This is a genomic window from Tidjanibacter massiliensis, assembly GCF_900104605.1.
Taxonomy (GTDB): Bacteria; Bacteroidota; Bacteroidia; order Bacteroidales; family Rikenellaceae; genus Tidjanibacter; species Tidjanibacter inops.
Map to the genome: position 1 here is coordinate 1,620,372 of NZ_LT629960.1, position 21,586 is coordinate 1,641,957.

At 56.0% G+C, this 21,586-nt stretch carries 14 protein-coding genes and 4 tRNA genes; 14 read left to right on the forward strand and 4 right to left on the reverse strand.

Features of this window, described 5'->3' with window-relative positions; genetic code table 11:
• Positions 1–10 precede the first annotated feature (10 nt).
• On the forward strand, positions 11–2,149 hold the full coding sequence (scpA, locus tag BQ5361_RS07830) for a methylmalonyl-CoA mutase (RefSeq protein WP_046445696.1): 2,139 nt from the start codon (positions 11–13) through the stop codon (positions 2,147–2,149).
• A gap of 259 nt (positions 2,150–2,408) precedes the next feature.
• Here the strand turns inward: scpA and BQ5361_RS07835 are convergent, their stop codons facing one another.
• Both BQ5361_RS07835 and BQ5361_RS07840 read right to left on the reverse strand, forming a co-directional pair.
• Positions 2,409–3,236 (reverse strand): hypothetical protein, encoded by an 828-nt coding sequence (locus tag BQ5361_RS07835; protein ID WP_035473450.1) that lies wholly within the window; start codon positions 3,234–3,236, stop codon positions 2,409–2,411.
• A 282-nt stretch (positions 3,237–3,518) separates the two neighbouring features.
• Positions 3,519–4,163 (reverse strand): hypothetical protein, encoded by a 645-nt coding sequence (locus BQ5361_RS07840; protein ID WP_035473448.1) that lies wholly within the window; start codon positions 4,161–4,163, stop codon positions 3,519–3,521.
• Between the two features lie 436 nt (positions 4,164–4,599).
• Here BQ5361_RS07840 and BQ5361_RS07845 point away from each other — a divergent pair.
• The 13 genes from BQ5361_RS07845 (at position 4,600) to rpoC (ending at position 18,474) form a co-directional block, all read left to right on the forward strand.
• Positions 4,600–4,673: transfer RNA gene (locus tag BQ5361_RS07845), tRNA-Thr, on the forward strand.
• Between the two features lie 83 nt (positions 4,674–4,756).
• Positions 4,757–4,839, forward strand: a tRNA-Tyr gene (locus BQ5361_RS07850).
• 75 nt (positions 4,840–4,914) lie between these two features.
• Positions 4,915–4,987 (forward strand) — tRNA-Gly (locus tag BQ5361_RS07855).
• A gap of 324 nt (positions 4,988–5,311) precedes the next feature.
• Positions 5,312–6,496, forward strand: a complete 1,185-nt coding sequence (gene tuf, locus BQ5361_RS07860; RefSeq protein ID WP_022063773.1) for an elongation factor Tu — start codon at positions 5,312–5,314, stop codon at positions 6,494–6,496.
• A gap of 103 nt (positions 6,497–6,599) precedes the next feature.
• Positions 6,600–6,670, forward strand: a tRNA-Trp gene (locus tag BQ5361_RS07865).
• 19 nt (positions 6,671–6,689) lie between these two features.
• Positions 6,690–6,887 carry a preprotein translocase subunit SecE gene (gene secE / locus BQ5361_RS07870; RefSeq protein WP_022063774.1) on the forward strand — a complete coding sequence of 66 codons (198 nt, stop codon included), beginning with the start codon at positions 6,690–6,692 and terminating at the stop codon, positions 6,885–6,887.
• Positions 6,888–6,912: 25 nt separating this feature from the next.
• Entirely contained in the window at positions 6,913–7,476 is a 564-nt protein-coding gene (gene nusG / locus BQ5361_RS07875; protein ID WP_022063775.1) for a transcription termination/antitermination protein NusG, read from the forward strand.
• 16 nt (positions 7,477–7,492) lie between these two features.
• The gene (rplK, locus tag BQ5361_RS07880; RefSeq protein WP_022063776.1) at positions 7,493–7,933 is read left to right on the forward strand and encodes a 50S ribosomal protein L11; all 441 of its coding nucleotides are present in this window, start codon (positions 7,493–7,495) and stop codon (positions 7,931–7,933) included.
• 14 nt (positions 7,934–7,947) lie between these two features.
• Positions 7,948–8,646, forward strand: a complete 699-nt coding sequence (gene rplA, locus BQ5361_RS07885) for a 50S ribosomal protein L1 (RefSeq protein WP_022063777.1) — start codon at positions 7,948–7,950, stop codon at positions 8,644–8,646.
• Between the two features lie 14 nt (positions 8,647–8,660).
• Positions 8,661–9,191 (forward strand): 50S ribosomal protein L10, encoded by a 531-nt coding sequence (rplJ, locus tag BQ5361_RS07890; RefSeq protein ID WP_022063778.1) that lies wholly within the window; start codon positions 8,661–8,663, stop codon positions 9,189–9,191.
• Between the two features lie 115 nt (positions 9,192–9,306).
• Positions 9,307–9,687 (forward strand): 50S ribosomal protein L7/L12, encoded by a 381-nt coding sequence (rplL, locus tag BQ5361_RS07895; protein ID WP_022063779.1) that lies wholly within the window; start codon positions 9,307–9,309, stop codon positions 9,685–9,687.
• Between the two features lie 578 nt (positions 9,688–10,265).
• Positions 10,266–14,084 carry a DNA-directed RNA polymerase subunit beta gene (gene rpoB, locus BQ5361_RS07905; RefSeq protein ID WP_074021972.1) on the forward strand — a complete coding sequence of 1,273 codons (3,819 nt, stop codon included), beginning with the start codon at positions 10,266–10,268 and terminating at the stop codon, positions 14,082–14,084.
• A gap of 127 nt (positions 14,085–14,211) precedes the next feature.
• A complete protein-coding gene (gene rpoC, locus BQ5361_RS07910; RefSeq protein WP_022063781.1) occupies positions 14,212–18,474 on the forward strand; it encodes a DNA-directed RNA polymerase subunit beta' in 4,263 nt (1,420 codons plus the stop codon).
• A gap of 479 nt (positions 18,475–18,953) precedes the next feature.
• Here the strand turns inward: rpoC and eno are convergent, their stop codons facing one another.
• Both eno and rplQ read right to left on the reverse strand, forming a co-directional pair.
• Positions 18,954–20,258, reverse strand: coding sequence for a phosphopyruvate hydratase (gene eno / locus BQ5361_RS07915; protein ID WP_022063782.1), 1,305 nt, complete (start codon positions 20,256–20,258; stop codon positions 18,954–18,956).
• Between the two features lie 691 nt (positions 20,259–20,949).
• Complete coding sequence (rplQ, locus tag BQ5361_RS07920; RefSeq protein WP_035473440.1) at positions 20,950–21,579, reverse strand: 50S ribosomal protein L17; 630 nt, start codon at positions 21,577–21,579, stop codon at positions 20,950–20,952.
• Between the last annotated feature and the right edge of the window lie 7 nt (positions 21,580–21,586).

The following is a 21,586-nucleotide window of genomic DNA, read 5'->3' on the forward strand; positions in this document are numbered from 1 at the left end:
CGACAGAACGATGAGAGCAAAATTTTCAGAAATGACATACGAAGGCGGGCCCGCCAAGTGCTGCCACGCCGGAAAGGGCGGCCACGGCGAAAGCGTGTGGATGACCGCCGAACAGATACCCGTCAAGGGCTCCTATACGGAAAAGGACCTCGAAGGGCTCGAACACCTCAACTATGCGGCCGGCATCGCCCCGTTCCTGCGCGGCCCGTACAGCACGATGTACGTGATGCGTCCGTGGACCATCCGTCAGTACGCCGGCTTCTCGACCGCCGAAGAGAGCAACGCCTTCTACCGCCGCAACCTCGCATCGGGGCAGAAGGGTCTTTCGGTGGCGTTCGACCTCGCCACCCACCGCGGCTACGACGCCGACCATCCGCGCGTGGTGGGCGACGTGGGCAAGGCGGGCGTTTCGATATGCTCCGTGGAGGACATGAAAGTGCTCTTCGACGGCATTCCGCTCGACCAGATGTCCGTATCGATGACGATGAACGGCGCCGTGCTCCCGGTACTGGCCTTCTACATCGTCTCCGGGCTCGAACAGGGCGTCCGTCTCGACCAGATGGCCGGCACGATACAGAACGACATCCTCAAGGAGTTCATGGTGCGCAACACCTACATCTACCCACCCGAATTCTCCATGCGGATTATCGCCGACATCTTCGAATACACGGCCAAGAACATGCCCAAGTTCAACTCCATCTCCATTTCCGGCTACCACATGCAGGAGGCGGGGGCGACGGCCGACATCGAGCTGGCCTATACGCTGGCCGACGGTCTGGAGTACATCCGCGCCGGTATCAATGCGGGCATGACCGTGGACCAGTTCGCGCCGCGCCTTTCCTTTTTCTGGGGCGTGGGCATGAACCACTTCATGGAAATCGCCAAGATGCGTGCCGCAAGGCTCCTGTGGGCTAAAATCGTGAGCCAGTTCAACCCGAAGAACCCGAAATCCATGGCGCTGCGCACGCACTGCCAGACCTCCGGCTGGTCGCTCACCGAGCAGGACCCGTTCAACAACGTGGCCCGCACCGCCATCGAGGCCATGGGTGCGGCACTCGGTCACACGCAGTCGCTGCACACCAACGCGCTGGACGAGGCCATCGCGCTGCCGACGGACTTCTCCGCGCGTATCGCCCGCAACACGCAGATTTACATCCAGGAAGAGACCTACATCACGAAGGAGGTAGACCCGTGGGCAGGTTCCTATTACGTGGAGGCGCTGACGCACGAAATCGCCCACAAGGCATGGGAACACATCCAGGAAATCGAAAGCCTCGGCGGCATGGCGAAAGCCATCGAAACGGGTATTCCGAAGATGCGCATCGAGGAGGCGGCCGCACGCAAGCAGGCCCACATCGATTCCGGCAGCGAAATCATCGTAGGCGTGAACAAATACCGCCTGCCGAAGGAAGACCCCATCGACATCCTCGCCGTGGACAACACAGCCGTGCGCGAGGCGCAAATCAAGCGGCTGCATGACCTGCGGGCCAACCGCAACGAGGCCGACGTGCAGCGGGCGCTGGCCGCCATCACCGAATGCGTCCGCAGCGGAAAGGGCAACCTGCTCGAACTCGCCGTGGAGGCCGCGAAGGTGCGGGCGACGCTCGGCGAGATATCGGATGCCTGCGAAGTGGTGGTGGGCCGCTACAAAGCCGTAATACGTTCCATATCGGGAGTTTATTCAAGCGAAGTGAAGACAGACGAGAATTTCGCGAAAGCCAAGGCGATGGCCGAGGAGTTCGCACGGAGGGAGGGGCGCCAGCCGCGCATCATGATTGCCAAACTCGGCCAGGACGGCCACGACCGCGGCGCCAAAGTGGTGGCTACGGGCTATGCCGACATCGGGTTCGACGTGGACATGGGCCCGCTCTTCCAGACACCGGCCGAAGCGGCCAAACAGGCCGTCGAAAACGACGTGCACGTGGTGGGCGTATCGTCGCTCGCCGCAGGGCACCTCACCCTCGTCCCGCAGATAATCGCCGAACTCAAAAAGCTGGGCCGCGAGGACATCGTGGTCATCGTGGGCGGCGTCATCCCTGCGCAGGATTACGAGGAACTCTATGCCGACGGCGCCGCCGCCATCTTCGGCCCCGGCACGCCGATAGCCACGGCAGCTATCAAGATACTCGAAATTCTCATGCAGGAGTAATCCCCTCCGCACGGCACGCCATACAATGACGAACGAGGGTGCCCGCTAAAGCGGGCACCCTCGTTCGTACTCCTACAGCCGGCAATCCGCACACGGCACGCAGAATCGAATATAAAAACGGGCACCGTTCCCATCACTGCAGCCGCCGTCATGCACCCGATGCACATCCCTTCGCGGCCTCCAACGCGCAACGAACAGGAGTACCCGCAAAAACGAACGCCCCCGCCGATTCCTACTGACCGTCTTTCCGGTTCGGCCGTCAGTCGTAATAGGTAAAAGCATACCTGTCGCTGCTTCCGTAACCATAGTTCACCGTCATACGGACAATGCGGCCCGCTGTGTCCGTTTCATACGATATCTCCGCAGCCTCCGTCTCGCCATAGGAACTCTCCGCGCATCGGAACGACGAAAGCAGTCCGGCACAAGAGACCCCCTCGAAACGGGGAACCACCGTTGAAAGGGGATTAAAATAACTGCATGTCAACGCATTCATGTCGATACTGTAGGTATTGGCGTGCGGACTGTAAGTACATGTCAACAACTCGGTCCACACATCCCCCTCCCCCTCGTCATCGTCCGGGTCCTCGAACGCATACAGCAAATCGGCCGAAACGATATTCCCGGCATCCCATACGATGCCACCGACCCGCGTCACCAGATTGCTGCGATACTCGACGACCGCGCCGTTCTCATAGGTATATTTCCACCGCACAGCCTCCTCGCCGCCGGTAATCGTCAGTTCCGTTATCCGACCGGAACCGTCCAGCAAGGTACCCCGGAAGCTCTCTCCATCGCCGTAATCGGTAGTTACCGTGAGCTTTGTCTCCTCCCACGCATATCCGACCGCATAGCTGCCGTCCTCATCGGTAACATCGATACGCGACAGCCGCCAGGCATCGTCGTAACGAAATACAGCTTTGCTTTCGGAAACGGCCCCAAAGAGTTCGCAAACGCTCTTCACGGATTTCACGTAATGAATCCCCTCCTGCCACTCCGTTCCGCCGGTGCCGTCCACCGTCTTTCCCTTGCAGGATACGGCCGCCAGCAACACACCGCAAGCGACCGCGCACAAACCATAAAATCTCATCGTCCCGTCATTTTAACATGAATGAATCCGGCATCCGGCCTGTCGGTCGGATTACCCAATACGACAACGTCCCCTTCTCCCGCGAATCAAGAACACCGCCGAGTCTCCGGCGAAGATACGTCGCCCGACGGAAAAATGCAACGACATAAAAGTCAATTATTTTTGCAGATGCGACGAATAAAAAGCGGCAGGCTTTCCCGCAGGAAAACCGCCGCATACGGCTCCCGACCGGCCGACGGCACGCATCGTACCGGCACCGGACGGAAAACGGTCCTCTATCCGTCAGAACTTGAACCCGATGCCCAACATGGGTGTTCCCCAATTGACGCCGGCATAATACATCGGAGTATCCATACCGTCCTCACCGCCCAATGCAAGTGCAGCATTCCCTGCGGAAAGGGTAAGCATCCAACGGTCATTGATGCAATAATTCAGCATGGGCACGACGGAGAGTATTCCGAAATTCGCACAACTGCTACCCTTTTCCTTGTTGTCACCGACTTTGTACACCGACCACGACGACATCCCGAAATACCCGATGAATCCATTGAAAGACAAATAGAACCTATTGCCGAGAGGTATATAATAATTGACGGAAGGCCCTACGAAGTAGCCCAATACCCCGTCTTTATCAATGCTTTCTCCCAACTGTTCGTAGTCCGCCTTGTCTCTCGACCATGCATTCAATATCCCCGCAGAAAAACCGACCGACAGTCTGTCCGTAGCAAAATATTCAAACTGCGGTGTAAAGGCCACGAGGTTATAAGAGCTTGCGTATTTTCCTCCGAACGGACTTTCATACGGCAGTACCCCTGCCGTATTCAACCCCACGCGGCCTTTTATCATGTAATCGCCGGCAGAAATCTGGGCCACAGCCGTCCCACACATCGCCAGGGCAGCCGCCAAAGTCACAAAACATTTTTTCATGAGTCAGAAAGTTTTTGGTTAACAGATAAATATCAGATACAACAATCTCCGGCAATGATAGTACATACGGACAGAATTTGCAACAATATATACACATTTGCACATCCGGACTGCTCAAACCGCAAACGATATCGCCGCCTCCCGAAAGCCTCCTTTCCCATCATGCCCGTCCCGAACCGCCTTGTCCTCCACCGCAAAGCCTCCGACACGACGGTTTGTGCGGAAAAAAATCGCCCATTATTTTTTATTCTGAAAAACTGTCGTACTTTTGCGGGCGAATTTTCCTCTTCGCACGGCCCGGCAAAAAACGCCGGAATCCCGCGGGGACGGAAAGGAAAGAAAACGGTTCTTTGCATTTTGAGATACGCGACGTTTTTTTGCGCTTATTTTTTGCACATTAAGATTTTATCGCTATTTTTGTCACCCCGAAAGCCATGCCGATGTAGCTCAGTTGGCCAGAGCAGCTGATTTGTAATCAGCTGGTCGGGGGTTCGAATCCCTCCATCGGCTCGAAGGAGGGGCGGAAAAGCCGGACACCGCATCACAAAAGAGGAGAACGGCAAAAGAGCGCGGAAAACGTTTTAACAAGATACGGGAGAATACCAGAGTGGCCAAATGGGGCAGACTGTAAATCTGCTGGTTTATACCTTCGGTGGTTCGAATCCATCTTCTCCCACGAAGCCGAAGTGGCTTTAGTAAAGGCTGATATTCCGGACGGGATTCCCGACGGGATAGCGACCTTTACCAACAAGCGGAAGTAGCTCAGTTGATAGAGCATCAGCCTTCCAAGCTGAGGGTCGCGAGTTTGAGCCTCGTCTTCCGCTCAAAAAAGGATGATATGCATGACCGTCCTGCTCGCGCCGGCCGGCCATGAACGATTCGGGCGAGGTGGTATAAAAATCAGCAGGTTCTTTTGCGGACAGATGTCCGGAGGACGTTTTTTATATCACTGCGTTTTTTGCGAACGGAGTGCACGGCGGATTTATCCGTTTTCCGGCCAGGCGGGTAAAATATGCCCTTGCCGCCGGATTTGTCCGTAGAGCGCAGGGACCGGAAAACAGGTCGCCGAAACGACGAAAACCGGGCCGGAAGTTCCGTAAGAAACGGCAAGAATTTTTTTAAATTAATTCCTAAATAACTATCAAATTATGGCAAAAGAGAAATTTGACAGGTCCAAGCCGCACGTAAATATCGGTACCATCGGACACGTGGACCACGGTAAAACGACCCTCACCGCCGCAATTACCACCGTACTTGCAAAGAAGGGCCTCTCGGAACTCCGCAGCTTCGACTCTATCGACAACGCTCCGGAGGAGAAGGAACGCGGTATCACGATTAATACCTCGCACGTAGAGTACCAGACGGCTTCCCGTCACTATGCACACGTGGACTGCCCCGGTCACGCCGACTATGTGAAGAACATGGTTACCGGTGCCGCCCAGATGGACGGTGCCATCCTTGTGGTTGCCGCAACCGACGGTCCCATGCCCCAGACCCGCGAGCACGTGCTTCTCGCCCGTCAGGTGAACGTTCCGAGAATCGTAGTGTTCATGAACAAGGTGGACATGGTGGACGACCCGGAGATGCTCGACCTCGTAGAGATGGAGCTCCGCGACCTGCTCAACTTCTACAACTACGACGGCGACAACGCTCCCATCATCCGCGGTTCCGCACTCGGCGCACTCAACGGCGAACCGAAGTGGGAAGAGAAGGTGATGGAGCTCATGGACGCTGTGGACAGCTACATACCGCTGCCTCCGCGTGAAGTGGACAAGCCGTTCCTCATGCCTGTCGAGGACGTATTCTCGATTACGGGCCGCGGTACGGTACTTACCGGCCGTATCGAAACCGGCGTTATCCACGTAGGCGACCCGGTGGAAATCATCGGTATCGGCCAGAAACTCTCCTCTACCTGCACGGGCGTGGAGATGTTCCGCAAGCTGCTCGACGAGGGTGAAGCCGGCGACAACGTAGGTCTGCTCATGCGCGGTATCGACAAGAAGGATGTGAAACGCGGTATGGTAGTTGCGAAACCCGGTTCCATAACCCCTCACACCAAGTTCGAGGCTGAGGTTTATATCCTGAAGAAAGACGAGGGAGGTCGGCACACCCCGTTCCACAACAAATACCGTCCGCAGTTCTACCTCCGTACGCTCGACGTAACCGGCGAGGTACACCTCCCGGAGGGCGTGGATATGGTCATGCCGGGTGACAATACGACGATTACCGTAGAGCTTATCTACCCGGTTGCCCTCAACGTAGGTCTCCGTTTCGCTATCCGTGAAGGCGGCCGTACGGTAGGTGCCGGTCAGATAACCAAGATTATCGAGTAACCGACGATGATTACGACGGGCGCGGCAGATGCGCTGTGCCCGTTTACCGATATGCGGCCGGGGGCTGAATATTAAAGGCTTTACGACAATCCGGCCGCATCATAGGAATGTAGTTCAAGGGTAGAATAGCGGTCTCCAAAACCGTTGATGGGGGTTCGAATCCCTCCATTCCTGCAAACAAGAAAATATAAGTATGAAAAAACTTATACGTTATTTCAAAGAATCCTATTCGGAGCTGGTTCATAAGGTTTCCTGGACGCCGGTGAAGGAGCTGCAGAGTTTAGCAATTACCGTCATGGTAGCTTCCTTGATATTCGCTGTGGTCGTACTGGCGATGGACCTCTCTTTCGAGAATATCATGAAAGTAGTCTACAGGTATCTGGCAAGGTAATTCATTATTAATCAGGTTACAGATTATGAGTGAAAAAGAGGCCAGACAGTGGTACGTGATACGCGCCGTCGGCGGAAAGGAAAAAAAGGTCAAGGAGTACATCGAAACGATGGTTCACAACTCCCACCTTGAGGAGTACATTTCGCAGGTGCTGATTCCGACGGAAAAGGTTTACACCATCCGCAACGGAAAGAAAATCAGCAAGGAGAAGGTGTCGTATCCGGGCTACGTACTTGTCGAAGCAGCGATGGTAGGAGAAATTCCGTATGTACTTCGCAACACACCCAATGTACTCGGCTTCCTCGGCGACTCCAAGGAGGACAGCAAACGCATGATTGCCACGCCGCTCCGTCCACAGGAGGTGGCGCGCATCCTCGGCAGGGTCGACGAATTGAGTCAGGGTGAGGAGGAGAACGAGATTCCTTTCTTTGTCGGCGAGACGGTCAAGGTTACGGATGGGCCGTTCTCAAGTTTCTCGGGGGTCATAGAGGCCGTCGACAACGACCGCAAGAAGCTCACGGTCTCCGTGAAGATATTCGGACGCAAGACTCCTATGGAGTTGAGTTTTATGCAAGTTGAAAAAGAGTAATTAACCAAGGAAAACTATGGCAAAAGAGGTTGCTGCATTTATTAAATTGCAGATAAAAGGTGGTGCCGCAAATCCTTCACCCCCCGTGGGTCCCGCGCTCGGTTCGAAGGGAGTCAATATCATGGACTTCTGCAAGCAGTTCAATGCGCGTACCCAGGACAAGGCGGGGAAGGTCCTGCCGGTTATCATCACCGTGTACAGCGACAAGTCGTTCGACTTCGTCGTTAAACAGCCGCCCGTAGCCGTCCAGATTAAGGAAGCAGCCAAGATTAGCACTGCGTCAGCCGAGCCGAACCGAAACAAGGTCGGTCAGATTACGTGGGAGCAGGTCGAGGCTATCGCCAAGGATAAGATGAGCGATATGAACTGCTTCACGGTCGAGTCTGCAATGCGCATGGTTGCCGGAACGGCCCGCAGCATGGGTGTCAGCGTTGTCGGCGAATTTCCTAAAAAGTAATTGAATAGACGAAGATGAGTAAGCTGACCAAGAATCAGAAAGCAATGCTTGCGAAGGTGGAGCCGAACAAGGTTTACAAACTGAGTGAGGCCGCCGAACTTCTGAAGGAGATTACCTTTACGAAATTCGACGCGTCCGTGGACATGGACGTACGCCTGGGCGTAGACCCCCGCAAGGCAAACCAGATGGTCAGGGGTGTCGTTACCCTGCCGCATGGTACAGGTAAAACAGTAAGGGTGCTCGTGCTTTGTACTCCCGACAAGGAGAACGAAGCGAAAGAGGCCGGCGCCGATTACGTGGGACTCGACGAATACATCGAGAAAATCAAAGGAGGTTGGACCGATGTGGACGTCATCATCACTACTCCCAACGTAATGGCGAAAGTAGGTGCGCTGGGCCGTATTCTCGGTCCGCGCGGACTCATGCCGAACCCCAAGACCGGTACGGTCACCATGGAGGTGGGCAAAGCGGTCAAAGAGGTCAAGGCCGGTAAAATCGACTTCAAGGTCGACAAGTACGGCATCATCCACTCTTCGATAGGCAAGGCTTCGTTCACTGCCGAACAGATAGCCGACAACGCGAAGGAGTTCCTCGGAACAATCATCAAGTTGAAACCGTCCGCCGCTAAGGGTTCCTACATCCTCAGCATCTATCTCTCCTCGACAATGAGCTGCGGCTTACAGATAGATCCCAAATCTATTGACACGAAATAAAAATTCCGAAGACAATGAACAGGGAAGAAAAAAGACAGGTAATAGAGTCTCTGGCCGCCAAGCTCAACGAATACCCTCATTTCTACATAACGGACATAGCCGAACTCAACGCCGAGCAGACTGCGGCACTCCGCCGTCAGTGCTTCGAAAAGGAGGTAAATCTCATGGTCGTGAAGAATACCCTTTTCGAGAAAGCATTGGAGGCAACCGACAAGGCCGACGAGCAGCTCATCGGAGTGCTCAGCGGCGCGACTTCGATTATGTTCTCCTCCGTAAACAAAGCTCCGGCACAGGTCATCAAGGAGTTCCGTAAGAAGAACCCGCAGGGGAAACCGGTGCTCAAGGCTGCATACGTAGAGGATTGTATTTATGTCGGCGACCAGAACCTCGACATGCTCGTAGCCATCAAGAGCCGCGAAGAGCTTATCGGGGATATCATCGGTCTGCTCCAGTCTCCGGCCAAGAACGTTATTTCCGCCCTTGCCGGCGCTGCGGGACAGAAGGTCGCAGGTATCGTAAAAGCTCTCGAAGAGAGGAACAATTAGCGGAAGTCCTACCGGCATCCGTACAGAAAGAAACGGCTGCGACAGCCGCTTGAAGGTCGCCGGGAGGCAATAAGACATTAACAAAAACATTAAACAAACAATAATCAATACAACAATGGCAGACATCAAGAAATTAGCTGAAGAGTTGGTAAACCTGACAGTTAAGGAAGTAACCGAATTGGCCGCTATCCTCAAGGACGAGTACGGCATCGAACCTGCAGCCGCAGCAGTTGCAGTTGCAGCAGCTCCCGCAGCAGGTGCAGCCGAAGGAGGTGCAGCCGAGAAATCCACTTACGACGTTGTCCTCACCAGCGCAGGTCAGGCCAAAGTAGGTGTTATCAAGGTCGTTAAGGAAATCACCGGTCTCGGTCTCAAGGAAGCCAAGGACCTCGTTGACGGCGCTCCCAAAGCTATCAAGGAAGGTGTTTCCAAAGAGGAAGCTGAGTCTATCAAATCTCAACTCGAAGAAGCAGGAGCTGAAGTTGAACTTAAATAGTTTATACTTCTAACTCGGAACATATTCAGGTATAGAGTCTGGCGACAGGCTCTATACCTTTTGCCGTTTATTTTGTCACAAGGCACGGCAGCAGATGCCGCAGGGCGAAGCAGAGGTGCCGGGAAGCGATGGCGGAGACGTCACAGCGGCGGGAGCGACATCCGCCAAAACGAACGGCAAAGAGTTATCCGGAACGACCGCCGCGGGCGGAGGCCGGAGAGACACCGAAACGGGTAAACACCTTTCGGATACTCCGGAACGGGAACTGCGGCGATATGCGACGGAAAGCGGAGAGGGCTGTACACCGCCCGCATCCGCACGAAGACAGGATGCGGCTACGGCCGCTTTCTGTGTCGAGAAACGAAAAGGGTGATTAACCGGCGAAGACAAACGGTCCCCCGCACAAGGAAGCACGGCCTGAACGGCTACCGGCCTGCCCACCGGGGTTCCCCCTACCCTCAACCGACCGGCGACTACTACCTGACAAGCGATAGACGCCAACTTATCTTGGATTAGAATGTGCTACCCGCAACGGCGCCACGAATGCCGCGGGTTCAACTCAAAAACATATTTGTTACATGTCCTTAAAAGCAAATAACCCGAGAATAAGCTTCTCTTCAGTGAAAAAAAGGATGCACTATCCCGATTTTCTGGAGATTCAGCTCAAATCATTCCACGACTTTTTCCAGCTCGACACCACCGCAGAGAACCGCAAGAACGAGGGGCTCTACAAAGTGTTCATGGAAAATTTCCCGATAACCGATACAAGGAACAACTTCGTTCTGGAATTCATCGATTACTATATCGACCCGCCCCGCTATTCCATAGAGGAGTGCCTCGAACGCGGCCTGACCTACAGCGTCCCGCTCAAGGCGAAACTGAAACTCTACTGTACGGACTCGGAACACGAGGACTTCGACACGGTGGTACAGGATGTCTATTTCGGTACCATCCCCTACATGACGCCGCGCGGCACATTCGTCATCAACGGTGCCGAGAGGGTCATCGTATCGCAGCTCCACCGTTCGCCGGGCGTATTCTTCGGGCAGAGCGTACACACCAACGGCACCAAACTCTACTCCGCACGTATCATTCCGTTCAAGGGGTCGTGGATAGAGTTCGCCACGGACATCAACAACGTGATGTACGCCTACATCGACCGCAAGAAGAAGCTCCCCGTCACGACGCTGCTGCGTGCCATCGGCTACGAGAATGACCAGCAGATACTGGAGATATTCGACCTGGCGGACGAGGTGAAAGTAAACCGTGCGAACCTTAAAAAGGCCGTAGGCCGCAAGCTGGCCGCAAGGGTACTGAGCACCTGGGTGGAAGACTTCGTTGACGAGGACACCGGCGAAGTGGTATCCATCGAGCGTAACGACGTCATCATCGACCGCGAAACGGTGCTCGAAGCCGACGACATAGACCGAATCATCGACAGCGGCGCCAAAAGCATCCTCCTGCACAAGGAGAATGCGACGGGCAACGACTATTCCATCATATACAACACGTTACAGAAAGACCCCTGCAACTCCGAAAAGGAAGCGGTGGTTTACATATACAGACAGCTGCGCAATTCCGAACCACCCGACGAGGCGACGGCAAGGGATGTCATCGACAAGCTCTTTTTCTCCGACAAACGCTACGACCTGGGCGAAGTGGGCCGTTTCCGGATAAACAAGAAGCTCGAACTCGACATCGACCCGCAAATCAGGGTGCTGACGAAAGAGGACATGATAGCCATTATCAAATACCTCATCTCGCTCATCAACTCGAAAACCGACGTGGACGACATCGACCACCTGAGCAACCGCCGCGTAAGGACCGTCGGAGAGCAGCTCTCCAACCAGTTCTCGGTGGGCTTCGTCAGGATGGCGCGTACCATCCGCGAGCGGATGAACGTGCGCGACAACGAAGTCTTCACCCCGATAGACCTCATCAACGCCAAGACGCTCTCGAGCGTCATCAACTCGTTCTTCGGCACGAACCAGCTCTCGCAGTTCATGGACCAGATAAACCCGCTGGCCGAAATGACGCACAAGCGCCGTCTGTCGGCCCTCGGTCCGGGCGGTCTGTCGCGCGACAGGGCCGGTTTCGAAGTACGAGACGTACACTACACGCATTACGGACGCCTCTGCCCCATCGAGACGCCGGAAGGCCCGAATATCGGTCTTATCTCCTCGCTTTGCGTCTATGCGAAGATAAGCGACATGGGATTCATCGAGACGCCTTACCGCCGCGTGGAAAACGGCAAAGTGGACATGAAGGACGAGGACATCGTCTACATGAGCGCCGAAGAGGAGGAGAACCTCATCATCGCGCAGGCCACGGCCGGTATCGACGAGGAGGGTAACTTCCTCGAACCGGACCGCATCAAGGCACGCGTGGAGGCCGATTATCCGACAGTGAACGCCCAGCAGGTGAATCTGGTGGACGTGGCACCGAATCAGATAGCCTCCATTGCGGCGAGCCTCATCCCGTTCCTCGAACACGACGATGCCAACCGTGCTCTCATGGGCTCGAACATGATGCGCCAGGCCGTGCCCCTCATCAACCCCGAAGCCCCCATCGTGGGCACAGGTCTCGAATCGGAGATGATGGGCGACAGCCGCATCCATATCGTCGCCGAGAAGGACGGCGAGGTGGTATTTGCCGACGCCCAGCAGATACAGGTACGCTACGAACGCTCGGAGGACGAAAAGCTCGTCAGCTTCGACCCGGAAGTGACCACCTATATCCTGCCGCGCTACCGCAAGACCAACCAGAACATGTCCATCACGCTGCGCCCCACCGTCATGCAGGGCGAAAAGGTAACGAAAGGCCAGATACTCACCGAAGGCTATTCGACCGACAACGGCGAACTCGCCCTGGGCCGCAACCTCAAGGTGGCGTTCATGCCCTGGAAGGGATACAACTTCGAGGATGCCATCGTGATATCCGAACGCCTCGTGCGCGAAGACCTCTTCACGTCAGTGCACGTGGACGAGTACATCATGGAGGTGCGCGAGACCAAGCGCGGTATGGAGGAGCTGACCTCCGACATCCCGAACGTCAGCGAGGATGCGACCAAAGACCTCGACGAGAACGGTATCATCCGCATCGGTGCGAACGTCAAGCCGGGCGATATCCTCATCGGCAAGATAACCCCGAAGGGAGAGAGCGACCCGAGTCCGGAGGAGAAGCTGCTGCGCGCTATTTTCGGCGACAAAGCCGGCGACGTGAAGGATGCCTCGCTCAAGGCACAGCCTTCGCTCTACGGTGTGGTCATCGACAAGAAGCTCTTCAGCCGCGTGAACAAGGACAACAAGAAGGGCAAACAGGCCGAAAAGGTGCAGCTCGACAAAATCGACGCACAGTTCGCCAAGGAGGCCGCCGCCCTGAAAGCCGTCCTGGTGGATAAGCTGTGGACGATACTGAAGGACAAGACCACGCAGGGTATCAAGGACTACCTCGGCGCGGAGCTCTACGGCAAGGGCGCGAAGTTCAGCCGCAAGATGCTCGAAGAGATAGACTACCTGAACCTCAATACGGACAAGTGGGTGGGCGACGAACGCATAGACCGCCTCGTCGGACAGACCATCAACAACTACATCATCAAGTACAAGGAGCTCGATGCCCGCGTGAAACGCGAGAAGTACAACCTCACCAACGGCGACGAGCTGCCGGCAGGCATCATCCAGCTCGCCAAGGTTTACATCGCCAAGAAACGCAAACTGAAAGTAGGCGACAAGATGGCGGGCCGCCACGGTAACAAGGGTATCGTAGCGAAAGTGGTGCGCGACGAGGACATGCCTTTCCTCGACGACGGTTCGATAGTGGATATCGTACTGAACCCGCTGGGCGTGCCCTCCCGAATGAACCTCGGCCAGATTTACGAAACCGTACTCGGATGGGCGGGCAAGGAACTCGGGCTCAAGTTCGCCACCCCCATCTTCGACGGCGCCACGCTCGACGAGATAAACGAGTACACGGCCAAGGCGGGCATTCCGCGCAGCGGCCGCACCTATCTGCGCGACGGAGGAACCGGCGAACAGTTCGACCAGCCGGCTACCGTAGGCGTGATATACATGCTGAAGCTCGGCCACATGATAGACGACAAGATGCACGCGCGTTCCATCGGTCCCTATTCGCTCATCACCCAGCAGCCGCTCGGCGGTAAGGCGCAGTTCGGCGGCCAGCGATTCGGAGAGATGGAGGTCTGGGCGCTCGAAGCGTTCGGTGCAGCCAACATCCTGCAGGAGATACTGACCATCAAGAGCGACGACGTCATGGGGCGTGCGAAGGCCTACGAAGCCATCGTCAAGGGAGACAACCTCCCGCCGGCCGGTATCCCGGAATCGCTCAACGTGCTCCTGCACGAGCTGAGGGGCCTGGCGCTGAGCGTCAAGCTGGAGTAAGACGATGCCCCGTCCGCCGTCCCTCTCGGCAGGGACGGCGCCGGCGGCAGCTTCCGGCGACAGGCCGGAGAGTCCGGGAGGCCGGAAACGGTTTTCCGCATGTCGGATAATTTAGAAAGTAAAAGATATGCCAATCAAGAAAGAGAACAAAACTTCGAATTTCAGCAAGATATCGATAGGGCTGGCATCGCCCGAGGAGATACTCGAAAACTCGAGCGGCGAAGTTCTGAAGCCCGAAACCATCAACTACCGCACCTACAAACCGGAGCGGGACGGGCTTTTCTGCGAAAGGATATTCGGTCCGGTCAAGGACTTCGAATGCCATTGCGGAAAATACAAACGCATCCGCTACAAGGGTATCGTTTGCGACCGGTGCGGTGTGGAGGTGACCGAGAAGAAGGTGCGCAGGGAGCGTATGGGGCACATATCGCTCGTCGTCCCGGTAGTGCACATCTGGTATTTCCGTTCGCTTCCATCGAAGATAGGCTACCTGCTCGGCATCCCCACCAAGATGCTCGATGCGGTCATCTATTACGAGCGGTACATCGTGGTACAGCCCGGCGCGGCCGCCGAGTTAGGCGTTTCGGAGAAGGACCTGCTGGCGGAGAAGGAGTACCTCGACATCCTCGCCCAGCTTCCGAAAGGCAACGCCCAGCTCGACGACGACGACCCGAACAAGTTCATCGCCCTCATGGGTGCGGAAGCCATCGACCTGATGCTCCGCAGACTCGACCTCGATACGCTCTCCTATTCGCTCCGCCACAAGGCCAGCACGGAGACCTCGCAGCAGCGCAAGGCCGAAGCCCTCAAGAGGCTCCACATCATCGAGGCGTTCCGCGAGTCGCGCGAAATCAACAAACCCGAATGGATGGTGCTGAAGGTCATTCCGGTCATTCCGCCGGAACTGAGGCCCCTCGTCCCGCTGGACGGCGGACGTTTCGCCACCTCCGACTTGAACGACCTCTACCGCCGCGTTATCATCCGCAACAACCGCCTCAAGAGGCTCATCGAAATCAAGGCACCGGAAGTCATCCTCCGCAACGAGAAGCGCATGCTTCAGGAGGCGGTGGACAGCCTGTTCGATAACTCGCGCAAGAACAACGCGGTAAAAACGGAGAGCAACCGACCGCTGAAATCGCTCAGCGACAGTCTCAAGGGGAAACAGGGACGTTTCCGCCAGAACCTCCTCGGTAAGCGTGTAGACTACTCGGCCCGTTCGGTCATCGTCGTGGGCCCGGAGCTCAAGATGCACGAGATGGGTATTCCGAAGGATATGGCGGCAGAACTCTACAAGCCGTTCATCATCCGCAAGCTCATCGAACGCGGCATTGTCAAGACCGTCAAATCGGCAAAGAAAATCATCGACAGGAAAGACCCCGTCATCTGGGACATCCTCGAAAATGTAATAAAAGGGCACCCGGTACTGATGAACCGTGCCCCTACCCTGCACCGTCTCGGTATCCAGGCCTTCCAGCCGAAGCTCATCGAAGGCAAGGCCCTGCAGCTCCATCCGCTGGCATGTACGGCATTCAACGCCGACTTCGACGGCGACCAGATGGCCGTACACCTGCCGCTGGGCAATGCCGCCATTCTGGAGGCGCAAATTCTCATGCTCGGTTCGCACAACATCCTGAACCCGGCCAACGGAGCGCCTATCACCGTTCCCTCGCAGGACATGGTGCTCGGCCTCTACTACATCACCAAATCGCGCCCCGGCGCCAAAGGCGAAGGGCTGGTATTCTACGGCCCGGAGGAGGCGATTATCGCCTACAACGAGGGCCGTGCCGACCTGCACGCCAAGGTAAGCGTAATGGTCGATACGGTGGATGAGGAGGGCAACCCGAAACGCGAACTCATCAAGGAGACGACTATCGGCCGTATCCTCTTCAACCAGGTGGTTCCGAAGGAGGTGGGATATATCAACACCCTCCTGAAGAAGAAGAACCTGCGCGACATCATCGGCGTCATCATGAAGAAAGCGGGCGCCGACAAGGCCGCCGTGTTCCTCGACGACATCAAGGCGCTCGGATATCAGATGGCCTTCAAGGGCGGCCTTTCGTTCAACCTCGACGCGGTACTGATACCGAAAGAAAAGGAACAGCTCGTTCGGGAAGGTTACGAAAAGGTGGACGAGGTGTACGAAAGCTACAACATGGGCTTCATCACCAACAACGAGCGTTACAATCAGGTCATAGACATCTGGACGCGCGTGAACTCGGAGCTCACCGAAACGGTGTCCCGCCAACTCGAAGCCGACATGGAGGGTTTCAACCCGGTATTCATGATGCTCGACTCCGGCGCCCGCGGTTCGCGCGAACAGATACGTCAGCTCTCCGGTATGCGCGGTCTGATGGCCAAGCCGCAGAAATCCGGTGCGGAAGGCGGTCAGGTCATCGAGAACCCGATTCTTTCGAACTTCAAGGAGGGTCTTTCGGTGCTGGAATACTTCATATCGACGCACGGTGCGCGTAAAGGTTTGGCCGATACCGCACTGAAGACGGCCGATGCAGGTTACCTCACCCGTCGTCTGGTGGACGTGGCCAACGACGTCATCGTGAACGAAGAGGACTGCGGCACGCTCCGCGGACTCACGGCCACGGCGACCAAACGGAACGAAGCCGTCGTGCAGACACTTTACGAGAAGATACTGGGGCGTGTGGCACTTACCGATGTCATCCATCCGCTCACGGGCGACATCATCGTGCGTGCCGGCGAGGAGATTACGGAGGAAGCCGCCGAAATCATCGAGAAATCGCCCATCGAACAGGTGGAAATACGTTCGGCACTCACCTGCGAATCGCGCCACGGCGTATGTGCGAAGTGCTACGGCCGCAACCTCTCCACGGGCCGCATGGTTCAGAAGGGTGAAGCGGTCGGCGTAATCGCCGCACAGAGTATCGGCGAGCCGGGTACGCAGCTGACGCTTCGTACATTCCACGTCGGCGGTGTGGCCAGCGGTTCGGCGGTGGACAACCAGGTCGTCGCACGCTACGGCGGCCGTCTGGAAATCGACGACCTGAAGGTCATCAAGCACAAGGACAAGGACGGCGAAACGGTCAACATCGTGGTGAGCCGTCTCTCCGAAATGCGTATCGTGGACAACCACACGGATATCGTGCTCTACACGCACAACCTGCCTTACGGTTCGCACCTCTTCAAGTTCGACGGGGATGAAATCCAGAACGGCGACGTAATCTGCGAATGGGACCCGTTCAACGCGGTCATCATATCGGAACACGACGGTAAGATAGCATTCGACAACATCATCGAAGGCGTCACCTACCGCGACGAGTCCGACGAACAGACCGGTCTGCGCGAGAAAGTCATCATCGAAAGCAGGGACAAGACGAAGAACCCCGTCATCCGCATCCTCGACAACGAGGGCAACGAAGTGAAACAGTACAACCTGCCGGTAGGCGCACACATCGTGGTGAAGGAGAACGCCAAAATCAAGGCGGGCGATACCCTCATCAAGATACCGCGTGCCTTCGGCAAGGCGGGCGACATCACGGGCGGTCTGCCCCGCGTTACGGAGCTGTTCGAGGCCCGCAACCCGTCGAACCCGGCCATCGTGTCGGAAATCGACGGCGAGGTTTCGTTCGGCAAAATCAAGCGTGGTAACCGCGAGATTATCATCACCTCTAAGGGCGGCGATATCCGCCGGTATCTCGTGCCGCTGTCGCGCCAGATACTTGTCCAGGAGAACGACTACGTGAAAGCAGGCATGCCGCTCTCCGACGGAGCCATCACCCCGAGCGACATCCTCGCCATTCAGGGCCCGACCAAGGTACAGGAGTACATCGTCAACGAAGTACAGGAAGTGTACCGCGGACAGGGCGTGAAGATAAACGATAAGCATTTCGAGATTATCGTGCGCCAGATGATGAACAAGGTGCAGATTCAGGACCCGGGCGACACGCGGTTCCTCGAAGAGCAAATCGTGGACAAGTGGGAATTCATGGAGGAGAACGACTCCCTCTACGACAAGGTGGTCGTAACCGACGCCGGAGATTCGCAGAACGTACAGCCGGGCATGATAATTTCGATGCGCAAGCTGCGCGACGAGAACTCCATCCTCAAACGCAAGGACCAGAAACTGGTCGAGGTACGGGACATCGTACCGGCCACATCGAGCCAGATCCTGCAAGGTATCACTCGGGCGGCCCTTCAGACGAGCAGTTTCATGTCGGCGGCATCTTTCCAGGAGACGACCAAAGTGCTCAACGAAGCGGCCATCCACGGCAAGGTGGACCCGCTGGAAAACCTCAAGGAGAACGTCATCTGCGGTCACCTGATACCTGCCGGTACGGGCGTCCGCGACTGGGACCACATCCTCGTGGGTTCGCAGAAGGAGTACGAAGCGATGGCGGAAAACGCAGAAGCGAAATAACCGTTGCAAAGAGTGGGAAAAAGGGGAGGAACATGGTTCCTCCCCTTTTTCTTTTCCAGAGATTATGCCGCGGTAAGACACTCTGCATACACGGGGAAAATACAAAAAGGATAAGCGACAGCCCAGGAAGATTTGACGAAAAAATGCAACATCCCGGTACTTTGAAATTCGGCATGAACTTCGGAGACGGAAGGTTGAATCGATTCGAATTGCGTTTGCAGTTTGCAGGAAGGACGGAACGGATTACACTTTTCCCTTTTTCTGTATCTGTATGAACCGCTCTCCGATGCGGCAGGAGCGTATGGCACAGGAAATTTCCACCGGGACACCTCCGTTGCAGCTATTTAAACACCCTCCAATACAAATAAGAAAGCGGGAAAGGAAACACTCCCCTCCCCGCTTCCACACATCGCAGGCCGACTTGCACACAGCCTACCGATGCTCCTGCCTCTCCCAAAAGGAGAGGGGCAGGATACCGTCTACTTTCTGTAAATCTTGGCGTATCCGTAAACCGCCTCGTCGCCGAGCTCCTCCTCGATACGGAGCAACTGATTGTACTTGGCCATACGGTCGGAACGCGACATCGAACCGGTCTTAATCTGGCCGGAGTTCGTAGCCACCGCAATGTCGGCGATGGTTGCATCCTCCGTCTCTCCGGAACGGTGCGAAGTCACGCTGGTATAGCCGGCACGATGGGCCATCTCGATGGCGTCCATCGTCTCGGTCAGCGTACCTATCTGATTCACCTTGATAAGGATGGAATTGGCACACCCCATCTCGATTCCTTTTTTGAGGAACTCCACGTTCGTCACGAAGAGGTCGTCGCCCACGAGCTGGCAGCGTCCACCGAGTTTCGCCGTAAGAAGCTGCCACCCTTCCCAGTCGTTCTCGCTCATACCGTCCTCTATCGAATCTATCGGATATTTCGCAACGAGCTCTTCAAGATAAGCCACCTGCTCGGCCGAGGTACGCTTGGCACCCTTGGCACCTTCAAACTTGGTGTAATCGTAGATGCCGTCCGCATAGAACTCGCTCGACGCACAGTCCATGGCAATGGCCACATCGCCGCCATCCTCCTTGCGTCCCGGCTTGTAACCTGCCCTTTTGATAGCCTCTATGATGGATTCGATTGCATCTTCGGTACCGTTCAGTGCCGGGGCGAAACCGCCCTCGTCACCCACTGCGGTGCTCAGGCCGCGTTCATGCAGCACTTTCTTGAGGTTGTGGAATACTTCCGACCCCATCCTGAGTCCCTCTCGGAAAGAGGGTGCACCTACCGGACGTATCATGAACTCCTGGAACGCAATGGGCGCATCGGAGTGGGAGCCGCCGTTGATGATGTTCATCATGGGAACCGGCAGCGTCTTGGCATTCACCCCGCCGATATAACGGTAGAGCGGCATGCCGAGCAGGTCTGCCGCCGCACGCGCACAAGCAAGCGAAACACCGAGTATCGCATTGGCCCCGAGATTGCTTTTGGTAGGAGTCCCGTCGAGTTGAAGCATCGTCTTATCGATACCTACCTGGTCGGTAACCTCCATTCCGATAATTTCCGGAGCAATCACATCGTTTACATTGGCCACGGCTTTCAGCACGCCCTTACCCAGGTAACGCCCCTTGTCTCCGTCGCGCAGCTCCAGCGCCTCATGTTCACCCGTGGAGGCACCGCTCGGAACCGCAGCACGGCCGAAAGCACCGCTGGCCGTCGTCACCTCGACCTCTACCGTGGGATTTCCTCGGGAGTCGATTATCTCCCTTGCATGTACACTTACAATCTCTGACATCTCTTTCATATTTAAAATGTTATACAACCTTAAACTGCCTGTTACCCGACGGGGAGGCGACAACAACCGTACCGCATCTCCGAACACGCAAAATTACGACATTGCCCGATATTAAACAACAAAATTAAATTTTTTTAAAATAACTTGTCCGCCTGACAACCAAACGGTAAGCACAGAGAGCAGCCACTTCGGGGACCCTCAGGCCGGAACATGTCCGACCATCCCGACCGGATAAGGCCGTTCCGCCTACTCCGAGAGGGACAAGATATGTCCCGATACAATCCGACGCCCGGAGAGCGACACCCGAAAGAAAGCTCCAACGGCCTGCCTTGCCGAAAAAAAGCACAAACCGGACAACGCATCAAATCAATGCCAACTATCCGGAAAGTAATACCCGCTCCCGAAAAAGAGCTTTAACACTTACCTTTCTCGTAAAACCGCAAGGCGAACCGTATCCTACAGACAGCGGCTCCGTCCCACTCCGGTTTCAGGGTAGAGTAAAACCTTGCGCCTTGAATCATACATTGGAGACGAAGCAAAGACCGCCCCCGCAGAGACATACGGAGCTTCCACACCCGCAACGCTTGCCCTCCGACAGACACTCGCCCCGTCGGACCCCATCAAGAAAACAGAACGGAGTACCATACAGGCACTCCGCTCCGCTATCAAATATCTGGCTATTAATGTTCTATCACCCTTTTTTCGTCGCCCCCGTCTTAACAGCGGCACTCTTCGCCCCCGAAGTCTTGGGAGCAGGCTTAGCAACCGGCTTGGGAGCAGCGGTCTTTGCAGGTGCCTTCTTTGCAGAAGTCTTCTGAACCTCCTCGGTCCCCTCTGCAGGAACATCTGCCTCAGCGCCCACCGTCTCCTCAGCCACCGGAGCAGCCGCCTTCTTGGCAGCACCGCCACGGCTGCGACGCGTACGGGCTTTCGCCTCGGGAGCCGCACCGGCCTTATAAGTCTCATTGAAATCGACAAGCTCGATGATACACATCTCCGAACCGTCACCGAGACGGAAGCCCGTATGCAGGATGCGGGTGTAACCGCCCGGACGGTCGGCTACGCGGGGAGCCACCTCGCGGAACAGCTCCGTAACCGCATACTTGTCCTTCAGATAACTGAAAACGACGCGGCGCGAATGGGTAGTATCCTCTTTCGATTTGGTTATCAGCGGCTCTACAAACTTCCTGAGCGCTTTTGCCTTAGCAACGGTCGTCTCTATCCTCTTGTGGAGAATCAGGGAACTTGCCATGTTAGACATCAACGCTTTGCGGTGACCTGCCTGACGACCAAGATGGTTGATTTTCTTATTGTGTCTCATAATTACG